The following is a 17,643-nucleotide window of genomic DNA, read 5'->3' as shown; positions in this document are numbered from 1 at the left end:
CCGGCGGCCCCTTCCTCGTGAGGAAGGGGCCGCCGGTCTTCGTTGTGGTGCGTCAGTCGTGCGTCAGTGGGCCCGCGGTGCGTCAGATGGCCCGTCGTGCGTCAGTGGGTCCGTCGTGCGTCTGTCAGTCCGGTGGCGTGCGGGGGGCCTAGTCGCGCCGCCCGCCGATGCCGTTTCCGCCGTTGCCCTGTCCCTGGAAGATGTTGCCCGGGAAGCCGCCGTCGGTGCCGCCGTTGTCCGTGCCGCCGTCGATCAGGCCGCCGATGACGCCGCCGTCGCCGTTGCCCCCGTCGCCGTTGCCGCCGTCGTCCCGGTTGCCGTCGTCGTCGCCCTTGTCCTTGTCCTTGGCGGGGTCCGGGATGTCGACGAGGTTGAAGGACGGGGAGTCCTTGCCCGACAGGGCGCCGGTCATGGCGTCCTTCCAGATGGGGCCCGGGACCGCGCCACCGAAGACGAGGGGGTGGGTGACGCCGCCGATCGAGATGTTCTTCATCTCGACCTTCTGGGTGGCGCTGCCGACCCAGACGGCGCCCGACAGGTTCGGCGTGTAGCCGGCGAACCACGCGTTCCTGCGCTCGTCGGTCGTACCCGTCTTACCGGCGTTGTCCCGGTCGCTGAGGCCGGCCTCCTTGCCCGTACCGGAGTCGACCACACCGCGCAGCAGCGTGTTCACGGTGTCCGCGGTCTTCTCGCTCATGGCCCGCGAGCACGTCGACTTCGGCACCTCGAGCGACTTCCGCTTGTTGCCGACCTTCTGCGTGATCGACTCGATCGCGACCGGCGTGCAGTACATGCCGCGCGAGGCGAAGGTCGCGTACGCGTTCGCCATCGTCAGGGGGGACAGGCCGACCGAGCCGAGGGCGAGGGCGGAGGGGTTCTGCGGCAGCTTGTCGCCGTTGCCCTGGCGGACGTGCAGCTTGTCCGCCATGTTGGCCACCGGGCACAGACCGATGTCGGAGAGCATCTGCACGAAGTAGGTGTTGACCGACAGGGCCATCGCCTCCTTCAGGCGGTACGGGCCGACCTCGGTCTCGTTCTCGTTCTCGACGCGGTAGTTGTCGTCGTTGATCCAGGGCTTGCCGCAGGTCTGGACGGGGCTCGGGTAATCCATCTCGTACGGCGACGAGTACTCCTTCGTCGCCGGCACGCCCTCCTCAAGCGCCGCGGCCGCGAGGAACGGCTTGAACGTCGAGCCCGTCGGGAAGCCGAAGTTGGAGCCGCCGTAGGCCGCGTCGACCGAGTAGTTGTACTCGGTCTCGTTCTTGCCGTATCCGTACGGCTTCGACTGGCCCATGGCAAGGATCTTGCCGGTGCCCGGCTCGACCAGCGTGGTCGCCGCGGCCACCGAGTCCGACTGGTAGATGTGGCTCTTCAGGGAGGCCTGCACCGACTCCTGGGCCTGCGGGTCGAGCGTGGTGCGGATGGTCAGGCCGCCCTGGTTCCAGATCTTGGCCCGGTCCTTGCGGGTCTTGCCGAAGACCGGATCGCTCAGGAACACCTCGCGCACGTAGTCGCAGAAGAAGCTCGAGCTCTTCACCGCCGTGATGCAGCCGTTCTTGGGCCGGCTGACCTCCAGCCCGAGCGGCGCCTTCTTCGCCTTGTCGGCCTCCGCCCGGGAGATGTCACCGACCTGCGCCATGCGGGTCAGGACCACGTTGCGCCGCTTGGTGGCCTCGGCCTCGTCGTTGACCGGGTCGTACCGGCTGGGCGACTGGACGATGCCGGCCAGGAGGGCGGACTCCTGGAGGTTGAGGTCCTTGGCGCTCTTGGAGAAGTAGCGCCGGGCGGCCGCTTCGACGCCGTAGGCCTGCTGGCCGAAGAAGGTGATGTTCAGGTAGTTCTCGAGGATCTTCTTCTTGCCCAGCTCCTCCTCGACCTGGATGGCGAGCTTCAGCTCGCGGATCTTGCGGCCGATGGTCTGCTGGGTGGCCTGGGCGACCTTGGTGGGGTCGTCGCCGGCTTCCTCCACGAAGACGTTCTTGACGTACTGCTGGGTGAGTGTGGACGCGCCCTCGGAGACCTCGCCGCTGCGCGCGTTCTTGTTGAGCGCGCGCAGTACGCCCTTCAGGTCGACCGCGCCGTGCTCGTAGAAGCGCGAGTCCTCGATCGCGACGATCGCCTTCTGCATGTACGGCGAGATGTCCTTCAGGTCGACCACCGTGCGGTCGCGCGAGTACACCGTGGCGATGGTGCCGCCCTCGGCGTCGAGGATGGCGGTGCGCTGGCTCAGCGGGGGTGTCTTCAGGTTCGCCGGGAGAGCGTCGAAACTCTCCACCGACCCCTTGGCGGCCAGCCCCAGCGCGCCCACGGCGGGCAACGCGATGCCGGCCAGCACTGCTCCCGCGAGCACACTGACACCGAGGAACTTGGCGGCCTGCTGCGTTGGTGACAGACCACCGCCCGAGCGCTTCTTTGGCATGGAGGCAGCCTACGTTCTCATTCGCCGGACACGCGTATATGCCTTGGCCTAAGCTGCACTCAACTGTCACAGCAGTGAGGCCACGTATCAATACGTCCGGCGACCCCGAATCGTTCCGGATCCGCTCGACTTTTTTCTGAGGGGCCCCGCTGGGGGGCGCGTTGGTGTGTACGGGCGCGTGCCACGGCGTGTGGGATGCGTGTCCGAATCCGCCTTGTGTGTCAATGGGTGTCCGTTGTGGCGCAACAGAGATGACCGGAATGCCGGGATCGTCACGCATGTCGCCAGCTCACTCCCCCGGGTGATCTGCCGCTTACCCATAGTCCGTTCGGGCCATTCAAGATTGGGCCCGAAGGGGGTGTTGCGCTGTGCCCGCCTTCCGTAACGTCCTCAACTGGCGGCGGTGAATATGCCGCTGCCGCCGTGGGGGAGCCTCGATTCGGGAGAGGACGGCGCCGGTATGGGCTGGGTAACCGACTGGAGTGCGCAGGCTGCCTGTCGCACTACCGATCCGGACGAATTGTTCGTTCAGGGAGCAGCGCAGAACAGGGCCAAGGCGGTGTGCACCGGATGTCCGGTGCGGACCGAGTGCCTGGCCGACGCGCTCGACAATCGCGTCGAGTTCGGCGTATGGGGAGGCATGACGGAGCGGGAACGCCGCGCACTGCTGCGCCGGCGGCCCACCGTGACCTCCTGGCGCCGGCTGCTGGAGACGGCGCGGACGGAGTACGAACGAGGGGTCGGCATCGTGCCCCTCGACGACGAGGAGATCTACGAGAACTACGCGGCCGTGGGCTGAGCCGGTCGGGGAGCGTTCCCCGGACGCGGACGCGGACGCGGACGCCCAGAGGGCGCGGGTGCTCCCGTCGGGTCAGGCGCCCGCCTCGGGCAGCTCGGGCCGGTCCGTCGCGAGACGGACGCCGATTTCCCGCAGCCCCGCGAGGTCGTGCACGTCGCCGGGCAGCGCGGCCACTTCGGTGACCGCCACCTCGGGATGACGTGCGGTGAAGCGGTCACGCGTGCGCTGCTCGCGGGCGAGCAGATGCATCCGGTCCGCGTGCAGCCGCAGCAGGCCCGCGGAGAGCTGGTCGACGGATCGCTCCGGTGCGCCGTCCGGTGTGTCAGGAGCCCCGGGAAGAGGCTCGGAAGAAGAGGGCTCGAGGGAAGAGGACTCGGGCGAGGGCTGGGAAGCCGGCTCAAGAGGGTCTGAACTGCCGTCTGCGTCGGGGGAGTTACGAACTCCAGCTTTCCCGCCGTCCTGATCCACAATGCGGGGATCCTCAAGATTTTCCGCAGCGGCGAGCGCCCGCTCGGCCGACAGCCGGGCGGCGCCGCTGCCGTGGACCCGGTTGAGCACCAGACCGGCGAGCGGCATGTCCTCGGCCGCCAGCCGCTCCACGAAGTACGCGGCCTCGCGCAGTGCGTCCCGCTCCGGGGCCGCGACCACCAGGAACGCCGTCCCGGGCGCCTGAAGCAGCTTGTACGTCGCGTCCGCGCGCGTACGGAACCCGCCGAACATCGAGTCCATCGCGGCCACGAAGGTCTGCACGTCCTTCAGGAACTGCCCGCCCAACACCTTCCCCAGGACGCCCGTCATCATCGACATGCCGACGTTCAGGAACTTCATGCCGGCCCGGCCGCCCACCTTCGCCGGGGCCAGCAGTACGCGGATCAGCTTGCCGTCCAGGAAGGAACCGAGGCGCTTGGGGGCGTCCAGGAAGTCCAGTGCCGAGCGGGACGGCGGCGTGTCGACGACGATGAGGTCCCACTCGTCCCGCGCCCGCAACTGCCCCAGCTTCTCCATCGCCATGTACTCCTGCGTGCCCGCGAAGCCCGCCGAGAGCGACTGGTAGAAGGGGTTGCCCAGGATCGCCGCCGCCCGCTCGGGATCCGCGTGCGCCTCGACGATCTCGTCGAAGGTGCGCTTCATGTCGAGCATCATGGCGTGCAGCTCACCGCCCGCCGAGTCGTCGACACCCTTGACCCGGCGCGGCGTGTTGTCGAGCGAGTCGATGCCCATGGACTGGGCGAGCCGCCGGGCCGGGTCGATGGTGAGGACGACCACCTTGCGGCCGCGTTCGGCCGCGCGCAGGCCCAGGGCGGCCGCGGTGGTCGTCTTGCCGACCCCACCCGAGCCGCAGCACACCACGATGCGCGTCTTCGGATCCTCCAGCAGCGGGTCGACGTCGAGCACACGCGCGGGGGTCAGGTGCCGCGCGCCCTCCTGGTGCCGGGCGGCCGGGTCCGGACTCATGCGATCCCCTGCTTCCGCAATTCGGTGGCCAGTTCGTACAGGCCCGCCAGGTCCATGCCGTCGGCGAGCAACGGGAGTTCGTGCAGCGGCAGGCCCAGGTCGGTCAGGGCCGCCCGCTGCTCCTGCTCCAGCGCGTACCGCTCGGCGTACTCCTCGGCCTGTGCCAGCAGCGGGTCCACCAGCCGCTCGGCGTGCCCGCCGCGCCGCGCCCCGCCGAGCCCGGCGCCCGACAGGGACCGGGCGAGTGCCGTACGCGGTGTGCTCCGTACGAGTTCCAGGTCGGCGGCGTCCAGCACCTCGGGCCGGACCATGTTGACCATGACCCGTCCCACCGGGAGCCGCGCCGCGCGCAGCTCGGCGATGCCGTCCGCGGTCTCCTGGACCGGCATCTCCTCCAGCAGGGTCACCAGGTGCACGGCGGTCTCCCGCGACTTCAGCACCCGCATCACGGCCTGCGCCTGATTGTGTATCGGGCCGACCTTCGCGAGACCGGCCACCTCGTCGTTGACGTTGAGGAAGCGGGTGATGCGCCCGGTCGGCGGGGCGTCCATGACGACGTAGTCGTACGCGAACCGTCCGCTCCGGTCCTTGCGCCGCACCGCCTCGCACGCCTTGCCGGTCAGCAGGACGTCCCTGACACCCGGCGCGATGGTGGTCGCGAAGTCGATCGCCCCGAGCTTCTTCAGCGCCCGTCCGGCGCTGCCCAGCTTGTAGAACATCTGGAGGTAGTCCAAAAGCGCCAGTTCGGGGTCGATGGCGAGGGCGTACACCTCCCCGCCCCCGGGAGCGACGGCGATCTTCCGCTCCTCATAAGGCAGCGCTTCCGTTTCGAAGAGCTGCGCGATGCCCTGGCGACCCTCGACCTCGACGAGAAGCGCGCGCTTCCCCTCGGTGGCCAGGGCCAGCGCGAGGGCCGCGGCCACCGTGGTCTTGCCGGTTCCGCCCTTGCCGCTGACGACCTGGAGCCTGCTCACGTATTCGAGCGTAACCAGTCCGCGCGCCGAGTACGCCGGAGGCTGTGGACAACGTGTGGAGAACGCCCGCGCGGTCGGCCGTCCGAGCGGTCCGGGGCAACGGCTAGAGTCGGCCACATGACCAAGTGGGAATACGCAACCGTGCCGCTGCTCGTCCATGCCACGAAGCAGATTCTGGACACCTGGGGCGAGGACGGCTGGGAGCTCGTCCAGGTCGTGCCCGGGCCGAACAACCCCGAGCAGCTCGTGGCCTACCTGAAGCGGGAGAAGCAGGCGTGAGCGCCGTCGAGTCGAAGCTGGCCGAGCTCGGCCTGACCCTTCCCGAGGTCGTCCCGCCGCTGGCCGCTTACCAGCCGGCAGTGCAGTCCGGACCGTACGTCTACACCTCGGGCCAGTTGCCCATGGTGGAGGGCAAGCTGCCGGTCACCGGCAAGGTGGGCGGCGAGGTCACGCCGGAGGAGGCCAAGGAACTCGCGCGCACCTGCGCGCTGAACGCCCTGGCCGCCGTGAAGTCCGTCGCCGGTGACCTCGACCGCATCGCGCGCGTCGTGAAGGTCGTCGGCTTCGTCGCGTCCGCGTCCGACTTCACCGGCCAGCCCGCCGTGATCAACGGCGCCAGCGAACTCCTGGGCGAGGTCCTGGGTGACAAGGGCGTCCACGCCCGCAGCGCGGTCGGCGTGGCGGTACTGCCGCTGGACGCGCCGGTGGAGGTCGAGGTCCAGGTCGAGCTCGCCCAGGCCTAGGCAGGCGTGGGCCATGAGCGGGCAGGGCGTGCGCAGGGTCCAGGCGGGGCGTGCGCAGGGTCCAGGCAGGGCGTGCGCAGGGCCCGGGCAGGGCGTGCGCAGGGCCCGGGCAGGGCGTGCGCAGGGTCCAGGCAGGGCATGCGCAGGGTCCAGCAGGGCGTGGGCAGGCCCGGGCGCGGCGTGGCCGGGTCCGGACGGGCGTGGGCCGGCGTAAGCGGGCGTAGACCGGCTCCGCCTCCCGCTCCCGCGCGTGTGGGGGCGGCGCGTGGGGTGCCGCCCGTTGCCGGCCCGGCAAAAAGGCTCGCCCTCGTCGCTCCGCTCCCGCACGATCGGAGTCGGCGCCTCTTACGGGCGGGGCGGGGACCGGTCGTGGTCGCCGGTCCCGGTCCGTCCGGGCGCCGGACCGACCGTGTACGCCAGGAGGAGCCATGCCGCACCAGCCCGTGTCCGACCACCTGCTCGTGTCCGACCACCAGCCCGTGCACCGTCTGGTGCCCTCACCGGCCGGCCGGATCCACCTGGTCGAGCAGGGCAGCGGCCCGCTGGTCCTGCTCGTCCACGGCTTCCCCGAGTCCTGGTACTCCTGGCGCCGCCAGCTCCCCGCGCTCGCCGCCGCGGGCTTCCGCGCCGCCGCGGTCGACGTACGCGGTTACGGTCGCTCCTCGCGGCCCGACGCCGTGGAGGCGTACGGGATGCTCGACCTGGTGGCGGACAACGTCGCCGTGGTGGAGGCCCTGGGCGAGCGCTCCGCCGTGATCGTCGGCCACGACTGGGGCGCGAGCATCGCCGCGCACTCCGCGCTGCTGCGGCCCGACGTGTTCCGCGCGGTGGGCCTGCTGAGCGTGCCGTACACCCCGCCCGGCGGCCCGAAGCCCAGCGAGGTCTTCGCCGGCATGAGCGATCCCGCCGGTCCCTTCGCCGGGCAGGAGTTCTACGCCTCGTACTTCCAGGAGCCCGGCCGGGCCGAGGCGGAGATCGAGCCGGACGTCCGCGGCTGGCTCGCCGGTCTCTACGCCGCGCTGTCCGCCGACACCATGCCCGGCCCACAGGAGCCCAACCCGCACTTCGTCGCCCCCGGCGGCCGGCTGCGCGACCGGTTCCCGGCCGCCGGCCGCCTGCCCTCCTGGCTCACCGAAGAGGAGCTGGACGTCTACGCCGGGGAGTTCGAGCGCACCGGTCTGACCGGCGCCCTCAACCGCTACCGCAACATGGACCGCGACTGGGCCGACCTGGCCGCCCACCAGGGCGCCCCCGTCACCCAGCCCGCCCTGTTCCTCGGCGGCGACCGGGACGCCTCCACCACCTGGCTCTCCGACGCGATCGAGGCGTACCCGGCCACCCTGCCCGGTCTGACCGCCTCGCACCTCCTCGACGGCTGCGGCCACTGGCTCCAGCAGGAGCGCCCCGAGGAGACGAACCGGCTGCTCACCGAGTGGCTGACCGCCCTGCCCTCCTGACGCGCGTCCGGCCCCGGGAGCCACTCGAACATCCGCCCGTCACCGGATAGCCTCCGGCCATGGCGAATGGTGAGGAGAGCGGCCGGGCGAATGGCCGGGCGAGTGGTCCGGTGAGTGATCCGGCCAGTGGTCCGGTGAGTGATCACGCGAGGGGTCAGGCGAGCGGTCAGGCGAACGGTCAGTGGTACCCGCCGGAGTGGCCGGACCGCATCCGTGCGCTGGCGGCCGGCTCCCTCACGCCCGTCGCCCCCAAGCGCGCCGCCACCGTGATGCTCCTGAAGGACACCGGTACCGGCCCCGCCGTCCACATGCTGCGCCGTCGCACCTCCATGGCGTTCGCCGGGGGCGCCTACGCCTATCCGGGCGGCGGGGTCGATCCGCGCGACGACGACCGTGACATCGGCTGGGCGGGCCCCACGCGCGCGTGGTGGGCGGACCGGCTCGGCGTCGACGAGGCGGGCGCCCAGGCGATCGTCTGCGCGGCCGTACGGGAGACGTACGAGGAGGCGGGCGTCCTGCTCGCCGGTCCGACCGGCGATTCGGTGGTGGGCGACACGACGGGCGCCGACTGGGAGGCGGACCGCGCCGCCCTGGTCGACCGTGAGCTGTCCTTCGCGGAGTTCCTGCACCGCCGGGGCCTCGTGCTGCGCTCCGACCTGCTGGGGGCCTGGGCCCGCTGGATCACCCCGGAGTTCGAGTCCCGGCGCTACGACACGTGGTTCTTCGTGGCCGCCCTCCCCGAGGGGCAGCGCACCCGCAACGCCTCCACGGAGGCCGACCGCACGGTGTGGATCACCCCGGCCGCGGCCGCGGCCGGGTACGACAGGGGCGAACTGCTGATGATGCCGCCGACCATCGCGACCCTGCGAGGCCTCGCGGCGTGCGGTACGGCGGCCCAGGCGCTGGCGTCGGCTCCGGGCCGCGACATGACGCCCGTGCTGGCCGAGGCACGGCTCGTCGGCGGCGAGATCGTGCTCTCCTGGCCGGGGCACGACGAGTTCACCAAGCACGTCCCGAGCACGGCACAGGCGCCGGCGACACCTTCCGACCCGACCGGGGGAGCCCTCGCATGACGGACGCAGCAGCACTGCCCGGACAGCCGCGGGGCGGCGTCCTCTCGGGACCGGCCACCGCGCGCGCGGTGAACGTCCTGGCGCCCAACGCCTCCGCGATGACCCTGGACGGCACGAACACCTGGATCCTTGCCGAACCCGGCTCCGACCTGGCCGTCGTCGTGGACCCGGGGCCGCTGGACGACACGCACCTGCGGCATGTCGTCGACACCGCCGAGCGGGCGGGCAAGCGTGTCGCGCTGACGCTCCTGACGCACGGTCACCCCGACCACGCGGAGGGCGCCGCGCGCTTCGCCGAGCTGACGCGGACGAACGTAAGGGCGCTGGACCCGGCGCTGCGGCTGGGCGACGAGGGGCTGGCCGCCGGTGACGTCATCGGGGTCGGCGGCCTGGAGCTGAGGGTCGTGCCGACCCCCGGACACACGGCCGACTCCCTGTGCTTCCACCTCCCGGCCGACCGGGCGGTGCTGACGGGCGACACGATCCTGGGCCGCGGTACGACGATGGTGGCCCACCCCGACGGCCGTCTCGGCGACTACCTGGACTCACTGCGCAGGCTGAGGTCGCTCACGGCCGACGACGGGGTGCACACGGTGCTCCCGGGCCACGGCCCGGTCCTGGACGACGCGCAGGGCGCCGTGGAGTACTACCTCGCCCACCGTGCCCACCGCCTCGCCCAGGTCGAGACGGCCGTGGAGGACGGCTACCGGACGCCGGGCGAGGTCGTCGCCCACGTGTACGCGGACGTCGACCGCTCGCTGTGGCCGGCGGCGGAACTGTCGGTGCGGGCGCAACTGGAGTACCTGGGCGAACACGGGCTCATTGAGCTACCCGACTGAGGGCCTGCCCGAGGGCTGTCCTGCTGGACGTCTGCCGTGGTGCTGTCCGGCTGGACGTCTGCCCCGGGCTGTCCGGCCGAAGATCCGCCGGGGGCGGTCCGGCCGAAGGTACGCCGAAGGCTGCCCGACCCAGGTCCGTCAGCGGGAGCGCTTGGCGAGCCGCTCCACGTCCAGCAGGATCACCGCGCGGGCTTCCAGGCGGAGCCAGCCGCGCTGGGCGAAGTCCGCCAGTGCCTTGTTGACCGTCTCACGGGACGCGCCGACCAACTGGGCCAGCTCCTCCTGCGTCAGGTCGTGCACGACGTGGATGCCCTCCTCGGACTGCACGCCGAAGCGGCGGGACAGGTCCAGCAGGGCGCGGGCGACCCGGCCGGGGACGTCCGAGAAGACGAGGTCCGACATGGCGTCGTTGGTCTTGCGCAGGCGACGCGCGACGGCGCGCAGCAGCGCGGTGGCGACCTCGGGACGGACGTTCAGCCAGGGCTGGAGGTCGCCGTGGCCGAGGGCGAGCAGCTTGACCTCGGTCAGCGCGGTGCCGGTCGCCGTGCGCGGCCCCGGGTCGAAGAGCGACAGCTCACCGATCAGCTCGCTGGGGCCGACGACGGCCAGCATGTTCTCGCGTCCGTCGGGGGACGTGCGGTGGAGCTTGACCTTGCCCTCGGTGACCACATAGAGGCGGTCTCCGGGGTCGCCTTCGTGGAACAGTGTGTCGCCGCGGGCGAGGGTCACCTCACTCATGGAGGCGCGGAGCTCCGCGGATTGCTCGTCGTCGAGCGCCGCGAAGAGCGGGTTGCGCCGCAGAACGTCGTCCACGAGTTCTCTCCTTGTCGACCGGCTCAGAGGATCTTGTTCCCCCGGTGTACCAGGGGTCCGTGGTGCCCATTTTGCCGGACAGTCCAAACAGTGTGATCTGTCACAAGGATGCCGTACTGGTGTCCTGGGGTACGCGGCAGGGGTCCAATTGGGCGCCGATCTTCGGGGTCCGGGGCGGATGTCGGTGCCGGGCCGTAGGGTGGCCGGGTGTCCAAATCGCCGGTGAGAGCACAGGCCGAGGAGGCTGCGCGGGTGGGTGTACGTCGCGATTCCGCTGTGGGCGAACGGGGCCCCGATGGCGGTAGTAAAACGGCGAAAGCGACAAAGAAGGCGGCACCTGCCAAGAGGGTGACTGCGGAGGAGGGTGCCGTGAGGAAGAACGCCGAGACGAACCCGGCCTCCGCCAGGAAGACGGCCTCCGCCGAGGCATCGGGGCCCGCCGAGACCTCGGCCTCCGCCAAGACCCCGGCCTCCGCCAAGACCTCGGCCTCCGCCAAGAAGCCGACGCCAGGGAAGAAGTCGGCGTCGGCGAACGAGGCGGCGTCAGCGAAGGAGGCGGCCTCGGCGAAGAAGCCGGCGTCCCGGAAGCAGTCGGCAGCGGCGAGAAAGCCGGCGCCCGGGAAGAGCGCGGCGTCCGCGACGAAGTCCGCGCCCACCAGGACGAAGTCGGCGCCCATCAAGAAGCAGGCGCCCGCCAAGAAGCCCGCCGTCGCCCCGAAGAAGGCCACCGCCGCCGTCAAGGGCGTCGCCCCGGCGAAGACCGTCGCCCCGAGGACACCGCGCGACGAGTCGCGCACCGCGCTGGTCCGCCGCGCCCGCCGCATCGACCGCGAGCTCGCGGAGGTCTACCCGTACGCCCACCCGGAGCTGGACTTCGAGAACCCGTTCCAGTTGGTCGTGGCCACGGTGCTGTCCGCCCAGACCACCGACCTGCGCGTCAACCAGACGACGCCCGCCCTCTTCGCCAAGTACCCCACCCCGGAGGACCTGGCCGCCGCCGACCCCGAGGAGGTCGAGGAGATCCTGCGCCCGACCGGCTTCTTCCGGGCCAAGACCAGGTCGGTCATAGGGCTGTCCAAGGCCCTGGCGGAGGACTTCGGCGGCGAGGTCCCCGGGCGTCTCGAAGACCTCGTGAAGCTGCCCGGCGTGGGCCGCAAGACCGCCTTCGTCGTCCTCGGCAACGCGTTCGGCCGCCCCGGCATCACCGTGGACACGCACTTCCAGCGCCTGGTGCGCCGCTGGCAGTGGACCACCGAGACCGACCCGGACAAGATCGAGGCCGCCGTCGGCGCGCTCTTCCCGAAGAGCGACTGGACGGACCTCTCCCACCACGTGATCTGGCACGGCCGCCGGATCTGCCACGCCCGCAAGCCCGCCTGCGGCGCCTGCCCCATCGCCCCGCTCTGCCCGGCGTACGGCGAGGGCGAGACGGACCCGGAGAAGGCGAAGAAACTGCTCAAGTACGAGAAGGGCGGCTTCCCCGGCCAGCGTCTGAAGCCCCCGCGGGCGTATCTGGACGCGGGCGGGAAACCCGCGCTGCCGCTGGGGGCCGGGTGACGGAACGATCTCGGGAGCCTCGGGCGTTGGAATCGGCAGAACGGGGGTGGCTATGACTCGGGCGAGCGACACACAAGGGCACATCCGGGGTGGGAGCCTCAGCAAGGAGGGCCTGCCGGGCTGGCTGGAGCCGGTGGTGCGGGCCGTCGAGACGGTGCGGCCCGACGAGCTGAGCCGCTTCCTGCCGCCCGAGGACGGAGCCGGGCGCCAGTCCGCCGTCCTGATCCTCTTCGGTGAGGGCGAGGCCGGCCGCGGCCCGGAGCTGCTGCTCATGGAGCGGGCCGGCTCCCTGCGCTCGCACGCCGGCCAGCCGGCCTTCCCGGGGGGCGCCCTCGACCCCGAGGACGGTGATCCGCAGGGCGACGGGCCGTGGCGGGCCGCCCTGCGGGAGGCCGAGGAGGAGACCGGGCTCGACCCGGCCGGCGTGCAGCTCTTCGGTGTGCTGCCCAAGCTCTACATCCCGGTCAGCGGCTTCGTCGTCTCACCGGTCCTGGCCTGGTGGCGCGAGCCCACCCCGGTGGGCGCCGTCGATCCGAACGAGACGGCGCGTGTCTTCACCGTCCCCGTGGCGGATCTCACGGACCCCGCCAACAGGGTCACCGCCGTCCACCCGAGTGGTCACCGAGGCCCGGCATTCCTGGTCGAATCGGCGCTCGTATGGGGCTTCACCGCCGGCATCATCGACCGGTTGCTGCACTTCGCGGGCTGGGAGCGGCCCTGGGACAGGGAGAAGCAGGTCCCGCTGGACTGGCGGTCATGACAGGGTGACCGGTGTGAGCGTAGGACGACAAGGCGGGGCTTGAATCAGTGAACGTGCTGGACATCCTGTTGCTGCTGGCCGCCGTCTGGTTCGCGATCGTCGGCTACCGCCAGGGCTTCGTCGTCGGCATCCTGTCGGTGACCGGTTTCCTCGGCGGCGGTCTCGTCGCCGTCTACCTGCTGCCGGTGCTCTGGGACGCCCTGACGGACAAGGCGGAGGTGAGCACGACCGCCGCCGTCGTCGCGATCGTCGTCGTCATCGTCTGCGCCTCCGTCGGCCAGGCCCTGACCACCCACCTCGGCAACAAGCTCCGGCGGTACATCACCTGGTCCCCGGCCCGCGCCCTGGACGCCACCGGCGGCGCCCTGGTCAACGTCGTGGCGATGCTCCTGGTCGCCTGGCTGATCGGCTCCGCCCTGGCCGGCACCACGCTGCCGACGCTCGGCAAGGAGGTCCGCAGCTCCACGGTGCTGCAGGGCGTCTCCCGTGCGCTGCCCGCCCGGGCCGACACCTGGTTCGCGGACTTCTCCTCCGTCCTCGCGCAGAACGGCTTCCCGCAGGTCTTCAGCCCGTTCTCCAACGAGCCGATCACCGATGTCCAGCCACCCGACCCGGCGTTGGCGAACAGCCCGGTCGCCACCCGCGCCAAGCGGTCCATCGTCAAGGTCATGGGCACCGCCACCGATTGCGGCAAGGTCCTGGAGGGCACCGGCTTCGTCTTCGACGACCGCCGTGTCATGACCAACGCCCATGTCGTGGGCGGCGTCGACGAGCCCACGGTGCAGATAGGCGGCGAGGGCAGGAAGTACGACGCGACGGTCGTCCTCTACGACTGGCGGCGCGATGTCGCCGTACTCGACGTGCCCGAGCTGGAGGCGCCCGCCCTGCGGTTCGCGGACGAGGACGCAGCCCGCGACGACGGCGCGATCGTCGCGGGCTTCCCGGAGAACGGGGCGTACGACGTCCGCGCCGCGCGCGTGCGCGGGCGCATCACGGCCAACGGCCCGGACATCTACCACCGCGACACCGTCCGCCGTGACGTCTACTCGCTGTTCGCGACCGTCCGTCAGGGCAACTCCGGCGGCCCGCTGCTGACGCCCGAGGGCGAGGTCTACGGCGTGGTCTTCGCCAAGTCCCTGGACGACGCCGAGACCGGGTACGCGCTCACCGTGGACGAGATCCGCGAGGACGTCGCCAAGGGCCGCACCGCGAACCAGCAGGTGGACAGCGATAGCTGCGCCCTTTAGGAGCCTTGGCGGCGGCTACGTCCTCCGGGAGCCTCGCCGCGGGTGCCGCAGGCGCCGCGGGTGTGGTCAGCTCGCGCCGCGTGGATGGCGCAGGCGCACGGAGACCCAGCGGGCCCGGCGGCGCAGAATGCGCGGAATGCCCACCCGTAGGTCCGCACCCGCCAGTTCCGGGGTGCCTCCTCGTCGGTGGGTGCTGCTCACGCCGCTCGTGGAGCGGCCGTCGCGTGCTACGTCACTGTAGTCGTGCGTCCAGCCCATACCCGGACGTGTGCCCCCGCCCCAAGGTCGATAACCGTTCTCGGGGCCCCCAATTGGCGTATGCGCCGGGCAAGTGGCCGTTCATAGGACAAGCGTTCAGATCCGGGTACCGGGCGCGTTCGTTCGGTCACCGGTCGGGTTCGGGATCCTTCAGCCAATTGATCAGCTCGGTGGAGAAGGCGACCGGATCCTCTTCGTGCGGGAAGTGTCCGAGACCGTCGAACAGCCGCCAGCGGTAGGGCGCTTCGACGTACTGCCCGGACCCGGCCGCGCTCCGCGTCCGCATCACGGGGTCCAGCGAACCGTGCAGATGAAGGGTCGGCACGCGTACCGGCCGCTTCATACGGCGGTAGAACTGGATACCGTCCGGACGGGCCAGGGAGCGCACCATCCAGCGGTACGGCTCGACGGAGCAGTGCGCAGTGGAGGGGATGCACATGGCGCGGCGGTAGACCTCCACCGCCTTCTCGTCCAGCGGGCGCGGCCCCGACCAGTCGTGGATCAGCCGGCCGACCAGCGCGCCGTCGTCCGCGGTCAGTTGGCGCTCCGGGACCCAGGGGCGCTGGAAACCCCAGATGTAGGACCCCGCCCGGGTCTGGCGGACGTCCTTGAGCATGGCCGAGCGCCAGCGCCGGGGGTGCGGCATCGAGGAGACCGCGAGCCGCCGTACGAGCTTGGGCCGCATCGCGGCGGCCGTCCAGGCCAGGTAGCCGCCCAGGTCGTGGCCGACCAGCGCGGCGTCCGGCTCGCCGAGCGAGCGGACCACGCCGGTGATGTCGAGGGCGAGACCGGCGGGATCGTAGCCGCGCGGGGTGCGGTCGCTGCCGCCGACGCCGCGCAGGTCCATGGCGACGGCGCGGAAACCGGCGTCCGCGAGCGCCACCAGTTGCTGCCGCCAGGTCCACCAGAACTGGGGGAAGCCGTGCAGCAGCAGCACCAGTGGCCCGTCACCCACTTCGGCGATGTGGAAGCGGGCGCCGTTGGCGGCGACGTCCCGGTGGGTCACCTCGTGCCCGCCCGGGACGTCGAGCCGTACGACCGAGGTGGGTTGTTGCGACGATGGGGACTGCCTCGAGGGGGACTGCCTCGAGGGGGACTGCCCCGAAGTGGACCCCCTCGGGGAGGACTGTCCCGAGGGAGATTGCCCCGAAGGGATGGAGGAGCCCGTCATGAGGACGAGCGTGCCACAGCCTCGATGGCTTCGGGGGACCGGTCCGCGGGCAGCTCCGGCCGCGGGTGCGGCTTGGCGTTCTGCAGGACGCCCGCCGACTGCTTCACGGACGCGGCGACCTTCTGCGGGCCGCGGCCCTTCTTGGCCTTCTTCGCGAACACGACGCCGATCAGCGCGAGGAGGACCGCGACGAGGACGTTCGCCGCGAAGGACAGCAGGAAGCAGACAGCCAGGTTCCAGTCGCTCCAGGTCCGGATGCCGTAGGCCAGCGCGAAGCTCAGCATCGGCAGCGAGAACAGGAGAACGGCCCCGGCCAGCGAGAACGCGCCGCCGCTCGTCGCCCCCCGCTTGACGTCCTGCCTGAGCTGCGCCTTGGCCAGCGCGATCTCGTCGTGCACGAGCGCCGACAATTCGGTGGTCGCCGAGGCGAACAGATGGCCGATGCTGCGTTCGGTGCCGACCGGGCTGTCGTCGGGTGCGCTCATCGCGGACTCCCTCTTCTCCTGGCTCATCTGCGTACGGTTCCGTGGTTGTCGCGTGCCGCCCGACCACTGCGGCCCGACCGCGTACGGTCCGTCTTCTGTACCGTCTCGTCAGATCATGCCGGACGGTCGCCCTCATCGCCTGCCCCGCCCGGCACTTCGGCAAGCCGCGCCGATTCCATCTCCTCGGCGATCCGGCGGTGCTCGGCGGCCTTCTTCTCGTAGACGGCGGCCACGCGCAGGTGGTACGCGGGGTCGTCCTCCTCGTAGATGTCCGGGACGCCGCTGAGGTCGTCGTCGCGCTCCTCGTCCGCGATCATCTTGCGGTACTTGGCGTTCCGTATCTTCAGCAGGACGGTGGCCAGGAGCGCCGCCATGAGGGAGCCGGCCAGTACCGCGGCCTTGACCTGGCCCGTCATCGTCGCGTCGCCCTCGAAGGCCAGCTCGCCGATGAGCAGCGAGACGGTGAATCCGATACCGGCCAGGGTCGCCACCGCGAACACGTCGGCCCATTCGAGGTCGTCGCTGAGCGAGGCCCGGGTGAAGCGCGCGGTGAGCCAGGTGCCGCCGAAGATGCCGAGCGTCTTGCCGACCACGAGTCCGAGCACGACACCGAGGGTCTCCGGCTTGGTGAACACGTCGGCGAGCGCGCCGCCCGAGAGCGCGACGCCCGCGCTGAACAGCGCGAACAGCGGCACGGCCAGGCCCGCCGACAGGGGGCGCACGAGGTGCTCGATGTGCTCGCCCGGGGAGTGCTGCTCACCTTCGCGGGTGTGGCAGCGCAGCATCAGGCCCATCGCGACGCCGGCGATGGTGGCGTGGACGCCGCTGTTGTACATCAGCCCCCAGATCACGAGGCCGAGCGGGACGTACACGTACCAGCCGCGCACGCCCTTGCGGAGCAGCAGCCAGAACACGGCGAGACCGACGAGCGCGCCGCCGAGCGCGGCGAAGTTGAGGGACTCGGTGAAGAAGACCGCGATGATCATGATCGCGAACAGGTCGTCCACGACGGCGAGGGTCAGCAGGAAGGCGCGCAGGGCGCTCGGCAGGGAGGTGCCGATGACGGCGAGCACGGCGAGCGCGAAGGCGATGTCGGTGGCGGTGGGCACCGCCCAGCCGGCCAGGGAGCCGCCGCCGGCACCGCTGGTGATCGTGTAGACGATCGCGGGTACGGCCATGCCGCACAGCGCCGCCACCACCGGGAGCGCGGCGGCCTTCGGGTCCTTCAGGTCACCGGCGACGAGTTCGCGCTTGAGCTCGATACCGGCGACGAAGAAGAAGACCGCGAGCAGTCCGTCGGCGGCCCAGTGCGCGACCGACAGGTTCAGGCCGAGGGCCTCGGGACCGAAGTGGAAGTGGCTGACGCTCTCGTAGCTGTCGCTCACCGCCGGTATGTTCGCCCACACCAGCGCGGTGACCGCGGCGACCAGCAGCAGGACGCCGCCGACCGTCTCGGTGCGCAGTGCGTCCGCGACGTAGTTCCGCTCCGGGAGGGACAGACGTCCGAAGGCTTTGCGGGGGGTGTGGGGCGCGGTCACAGGGAGAACCTCCGGTCGGTGGGCAGCACGGAACACTCGCCGACCAGACTTCCCG

At 71.2% G+C, this 17,643-nt stretch carries 17 protein-coding genes; 9 read left to right on the top strand and 8 right to left on the bottom strand.

Features of this window, described 5'->3' with window-relative positions:
• Positions 1-148 precede the first annotated feature (148 nt).
• Positions 149-2,419 (bottom strand): transglycosylase domain-containing protein, encoded by a 2,271-nt coding sequence (locus tag B1H29_RS17030; RefSeq protein WP_055418684.1) that lies wholly within the window; start codon positions 2,417-2,419, stop codon positions 149-151.
• Between the two features lie 460 nt (positions 2,420-2,879).
• On the opposite strand from B1H29_RS17030, the gene wblA reads away from it, so the two are divergent.
• Positions 2,880-3,218 carry a transcriptional regulator WblA gene (gene wblA, locus B1H29_RS17020; protein ID WP_055418683.1) on the top strand — a complete coding sequence of 113 codons (339 nt, stop codon included), beginning with the start codon at positions 2,880-2,882 and terminating at the stop codon, positions 3,216-3,218.
• A 72-nt stretch (positions 3,219-3,290) separates the two neighbouring features.
• On the opposite strand, the gene B1H29_RS17015 is transcribed toward wblA, so the two are convergent.
• Both B1H29_RS17015 and B1H29_RS17010 read right to left on the bottom strand, forming a co-directional pair.
• Positions 3,291-4,673: an ArsA family ATPase gene (locus B1H29_RS17015; RefSeq protein WP_055418682.1), complete on the bottom strand. Its 1,383-nt coding sequence runs from the start codon at positions 4,671-4,673 to the stop codon at positions 3,291-3,293.
• On the bottom strand, positions 4,670-5,647 hold the full coding sequence (locus tag B1H29_RS17010; protein ID WP_055418681.1) for an ArsA-related P-loop ATPase: 978 nt from the start codon (positions 5,645-5,647) through the stop codon (positions 4,670-4,672). Before B1H29_RS17010 ends, B1H29_RS17015 begins: the two co-directional genes overlap by 4 nt.
• A gap of 117 nt (positions 5,648-5,764) precedes the next feature.
• Between B1H29_RS17010 and B1H29_RS17005 the strand changes: the two genes are divergently transcribed.
• The 5 genes from B1H29_RS17005 (at position 5,765) to B1H29_RS16985 (ending at position 9,759) form a co-directional block, all read left to right on the top strand.
• On the top strand, positions 5,765-5,926 hold the full coding sequence (locus tag B1H29_RS17005; protein ID WP_003975360.1) for a DUF4177 domain-containing protein: 162 nt from the start codon (positions 5,765-5,767) through the stop codon (positions 5,924-5,926).
• Positions 5,923-6,390, top strand: a complete 468-nt coding sequence (locus tag B1H29_RS17000) for a RidA family protein (RefSeq protein WP_055418680.1) — start codon at positions 5,923-5,925, stop codon at positions 6,388-6,390. The genes B1H29_RS17005 and B1H29_RS17000 overlap by 4 nt, the downstream gene beginning before the upstream one ends.
• 428 nt (positions 6,391-6,818) lie before the next feature.
• Complete coding sequence (locus tag B1H29_RS16995; protein WP_055418679.1) at positions 6,819-7,847, top strand: alpha/beta fold hydrolase; 1,029 nt, start codon at positions 6,819-6,821, stop codon at positions 7,845-7,847.
• A gap of 134 nt (positions 7,848-7,981) precedes the next feature.
• Positions 7,982-8,920: an NUDIX hydrolase gene (locus B1H29_RS16990; RefSeq protein ID WP_055419006.1), complete on the top strand. Its 939-nt coding sequence runs from the start codon at positions 7,982-7,984 to the stop codon at positions 8,918-8,920.
• The gene (locus B1H29_RS16985) at positions 8,917-9,759 is read left to right on the top strand and encodes an MBL fold metallo-hydrolase (protein ID WP_055418678.1); all 843 of its coding nucleotides are present in this window, start codon (positions 8,917-8,919) and stop codon (positions 9,757-9,759) included. The genes B1H29_RS16990 and B1H29_RS16985 overlap by 4 nt, the downstream gene beginning before the upstream one ends.
• A 138-nt stretch (positions 9,760-9,897) precedes the next feature.
• On the opposite strand, the gene B1H29_RS16980 is transcribed toward B1H29_RS16985, so the two are convergent.
• Positions 9,898-10,572, bottom strand: coding sequence for a Crp/Fnr family transcriptional regulator (locus tag B1H29_RS16980; RefSeq protein WP_003975365.1), 675 nt, complete (start codon positions 10,570-10,572; stop codon positions 9,898-9,900).
• Between the two features lie 369 nt (positions 10,573-10,941).
• Here B1H29_RS16980 and nth point away from each other — a divergent pair, with 369 nt between their 5' ends.
• From nth to B1H29_RS16965, 3 genes are read left to right on the top strand one after another with little or no spacing between them, the layout of a single operon-like run.
• Positions 10,942-12,129 carry an endonuclease III gene (gene nth, locus B1H29_RS38590; RefSeq protein ID WP_055418677.1) on the top strand — a complete coding sequence of 396 codons (1,188 nt, stop codon included), beginning with the start codon at positions 10,942-10,944 and terminating at the stop codon, positions 12,127-12,129.
• Positions 12,130-12,181: 52 nt separating this feature from the next.
• Entirely contained in the window at positions 12,182-12,889 is a 708-nt protein-coding gene (locus B1H29_RS16970; protein WP_055418676.1) for an NUDIX hydrolase, read from the top strand.
• A 47-nt stretch (positions 12,890-12,936) separates the two neighbouring features.
• Positions 12,937-14,136 carry a MarP family serine protease gene (locus B1H29_RS16965; RefSeq protein ID WP_055418675.1) on the top strand — a complete coding sequence of 400 codons (1,200 nt, stop codon included), beginning with the start codon at positions 12,937-12,939 and terminating at the stop codon, positions 14,134-14,136.
• Positions 14,137-14,202: 66 nt separating this feature from the next.
• Here B1H29_RS16965 and B1H29_RS39360 read toward each other — a convergent pair whose 3' ends face one another.
• From B1H29_RS39360 to nhaA, 4 genes are all read right to left on the bottom strand, one after another.
• Positions 14,203-14,394: a hypothetical protein gene (locus B1H29_RS39360; protein WP_079160275.1), complete on the bottom strand. Its 192-nt coding sequence runs from the start codon at positions 14,392-14,394 to the stop codon at positions 14,203-14,205.
• A 127-nt stretch (positions 14,395-14,521) separates the two neighbouring features.
• Positions 14,522-15,565, bottom strand: coding sequence for an alpha/beta fold hydrolase (locus B1H29_RS16955; protein ID WP_079160274.1), 1,044 nt, complete (start codon positions 15,563-15,565; stop codon positions 14,522-14,524).
• Positions 15,562-16,050 carry a phage holin family protein gene (locus tag B1H29_RS16950; RefSeq protein ID WP_055419004.1) on the bottom strand — a complete coding sequence of 163 codons (489 nt, stop codon included), beginning with the start codon at positions 16,048-16,050 and terminating at the stop codon, positions 15,562-15,564. Before B1H29_RS16950 ends, B1H29_RS16955 begins: the two co-directional genes overlap by 4 nt.
• Before the next feature lie 113 nt (positions 16,051-16,163).
• Positions 16,164-17,588 (bottom strand): Na+/H+ antiporter NhaA, encoded by a 1,425-nt coding sequence (nhaA, locus tag B1H29_RS16945; protein WP_055418674.1) that lies wholly within the window; start codon positions 17,586-17,588, stop codon positions 16,164-16,166.
• Between the last annotated feature and the right edge of the window lie 55 nt (positions 17,589-17,643).

Origin of the sequence: Streptomyces pactum (assembly GCF_002005225.1) — a bacterium.
In the GTDB taxonomy this organism is placed as follows: domain Bacteria; phylum Actinomycetota; class Actinomycetes; order Streptomycetales; family Streptomycetaceae; genus Streptomyces; species Streptomyces pactum_A.
This window is presented reverse-complemented; position numbering and strand designations above follow the sequence as displayed.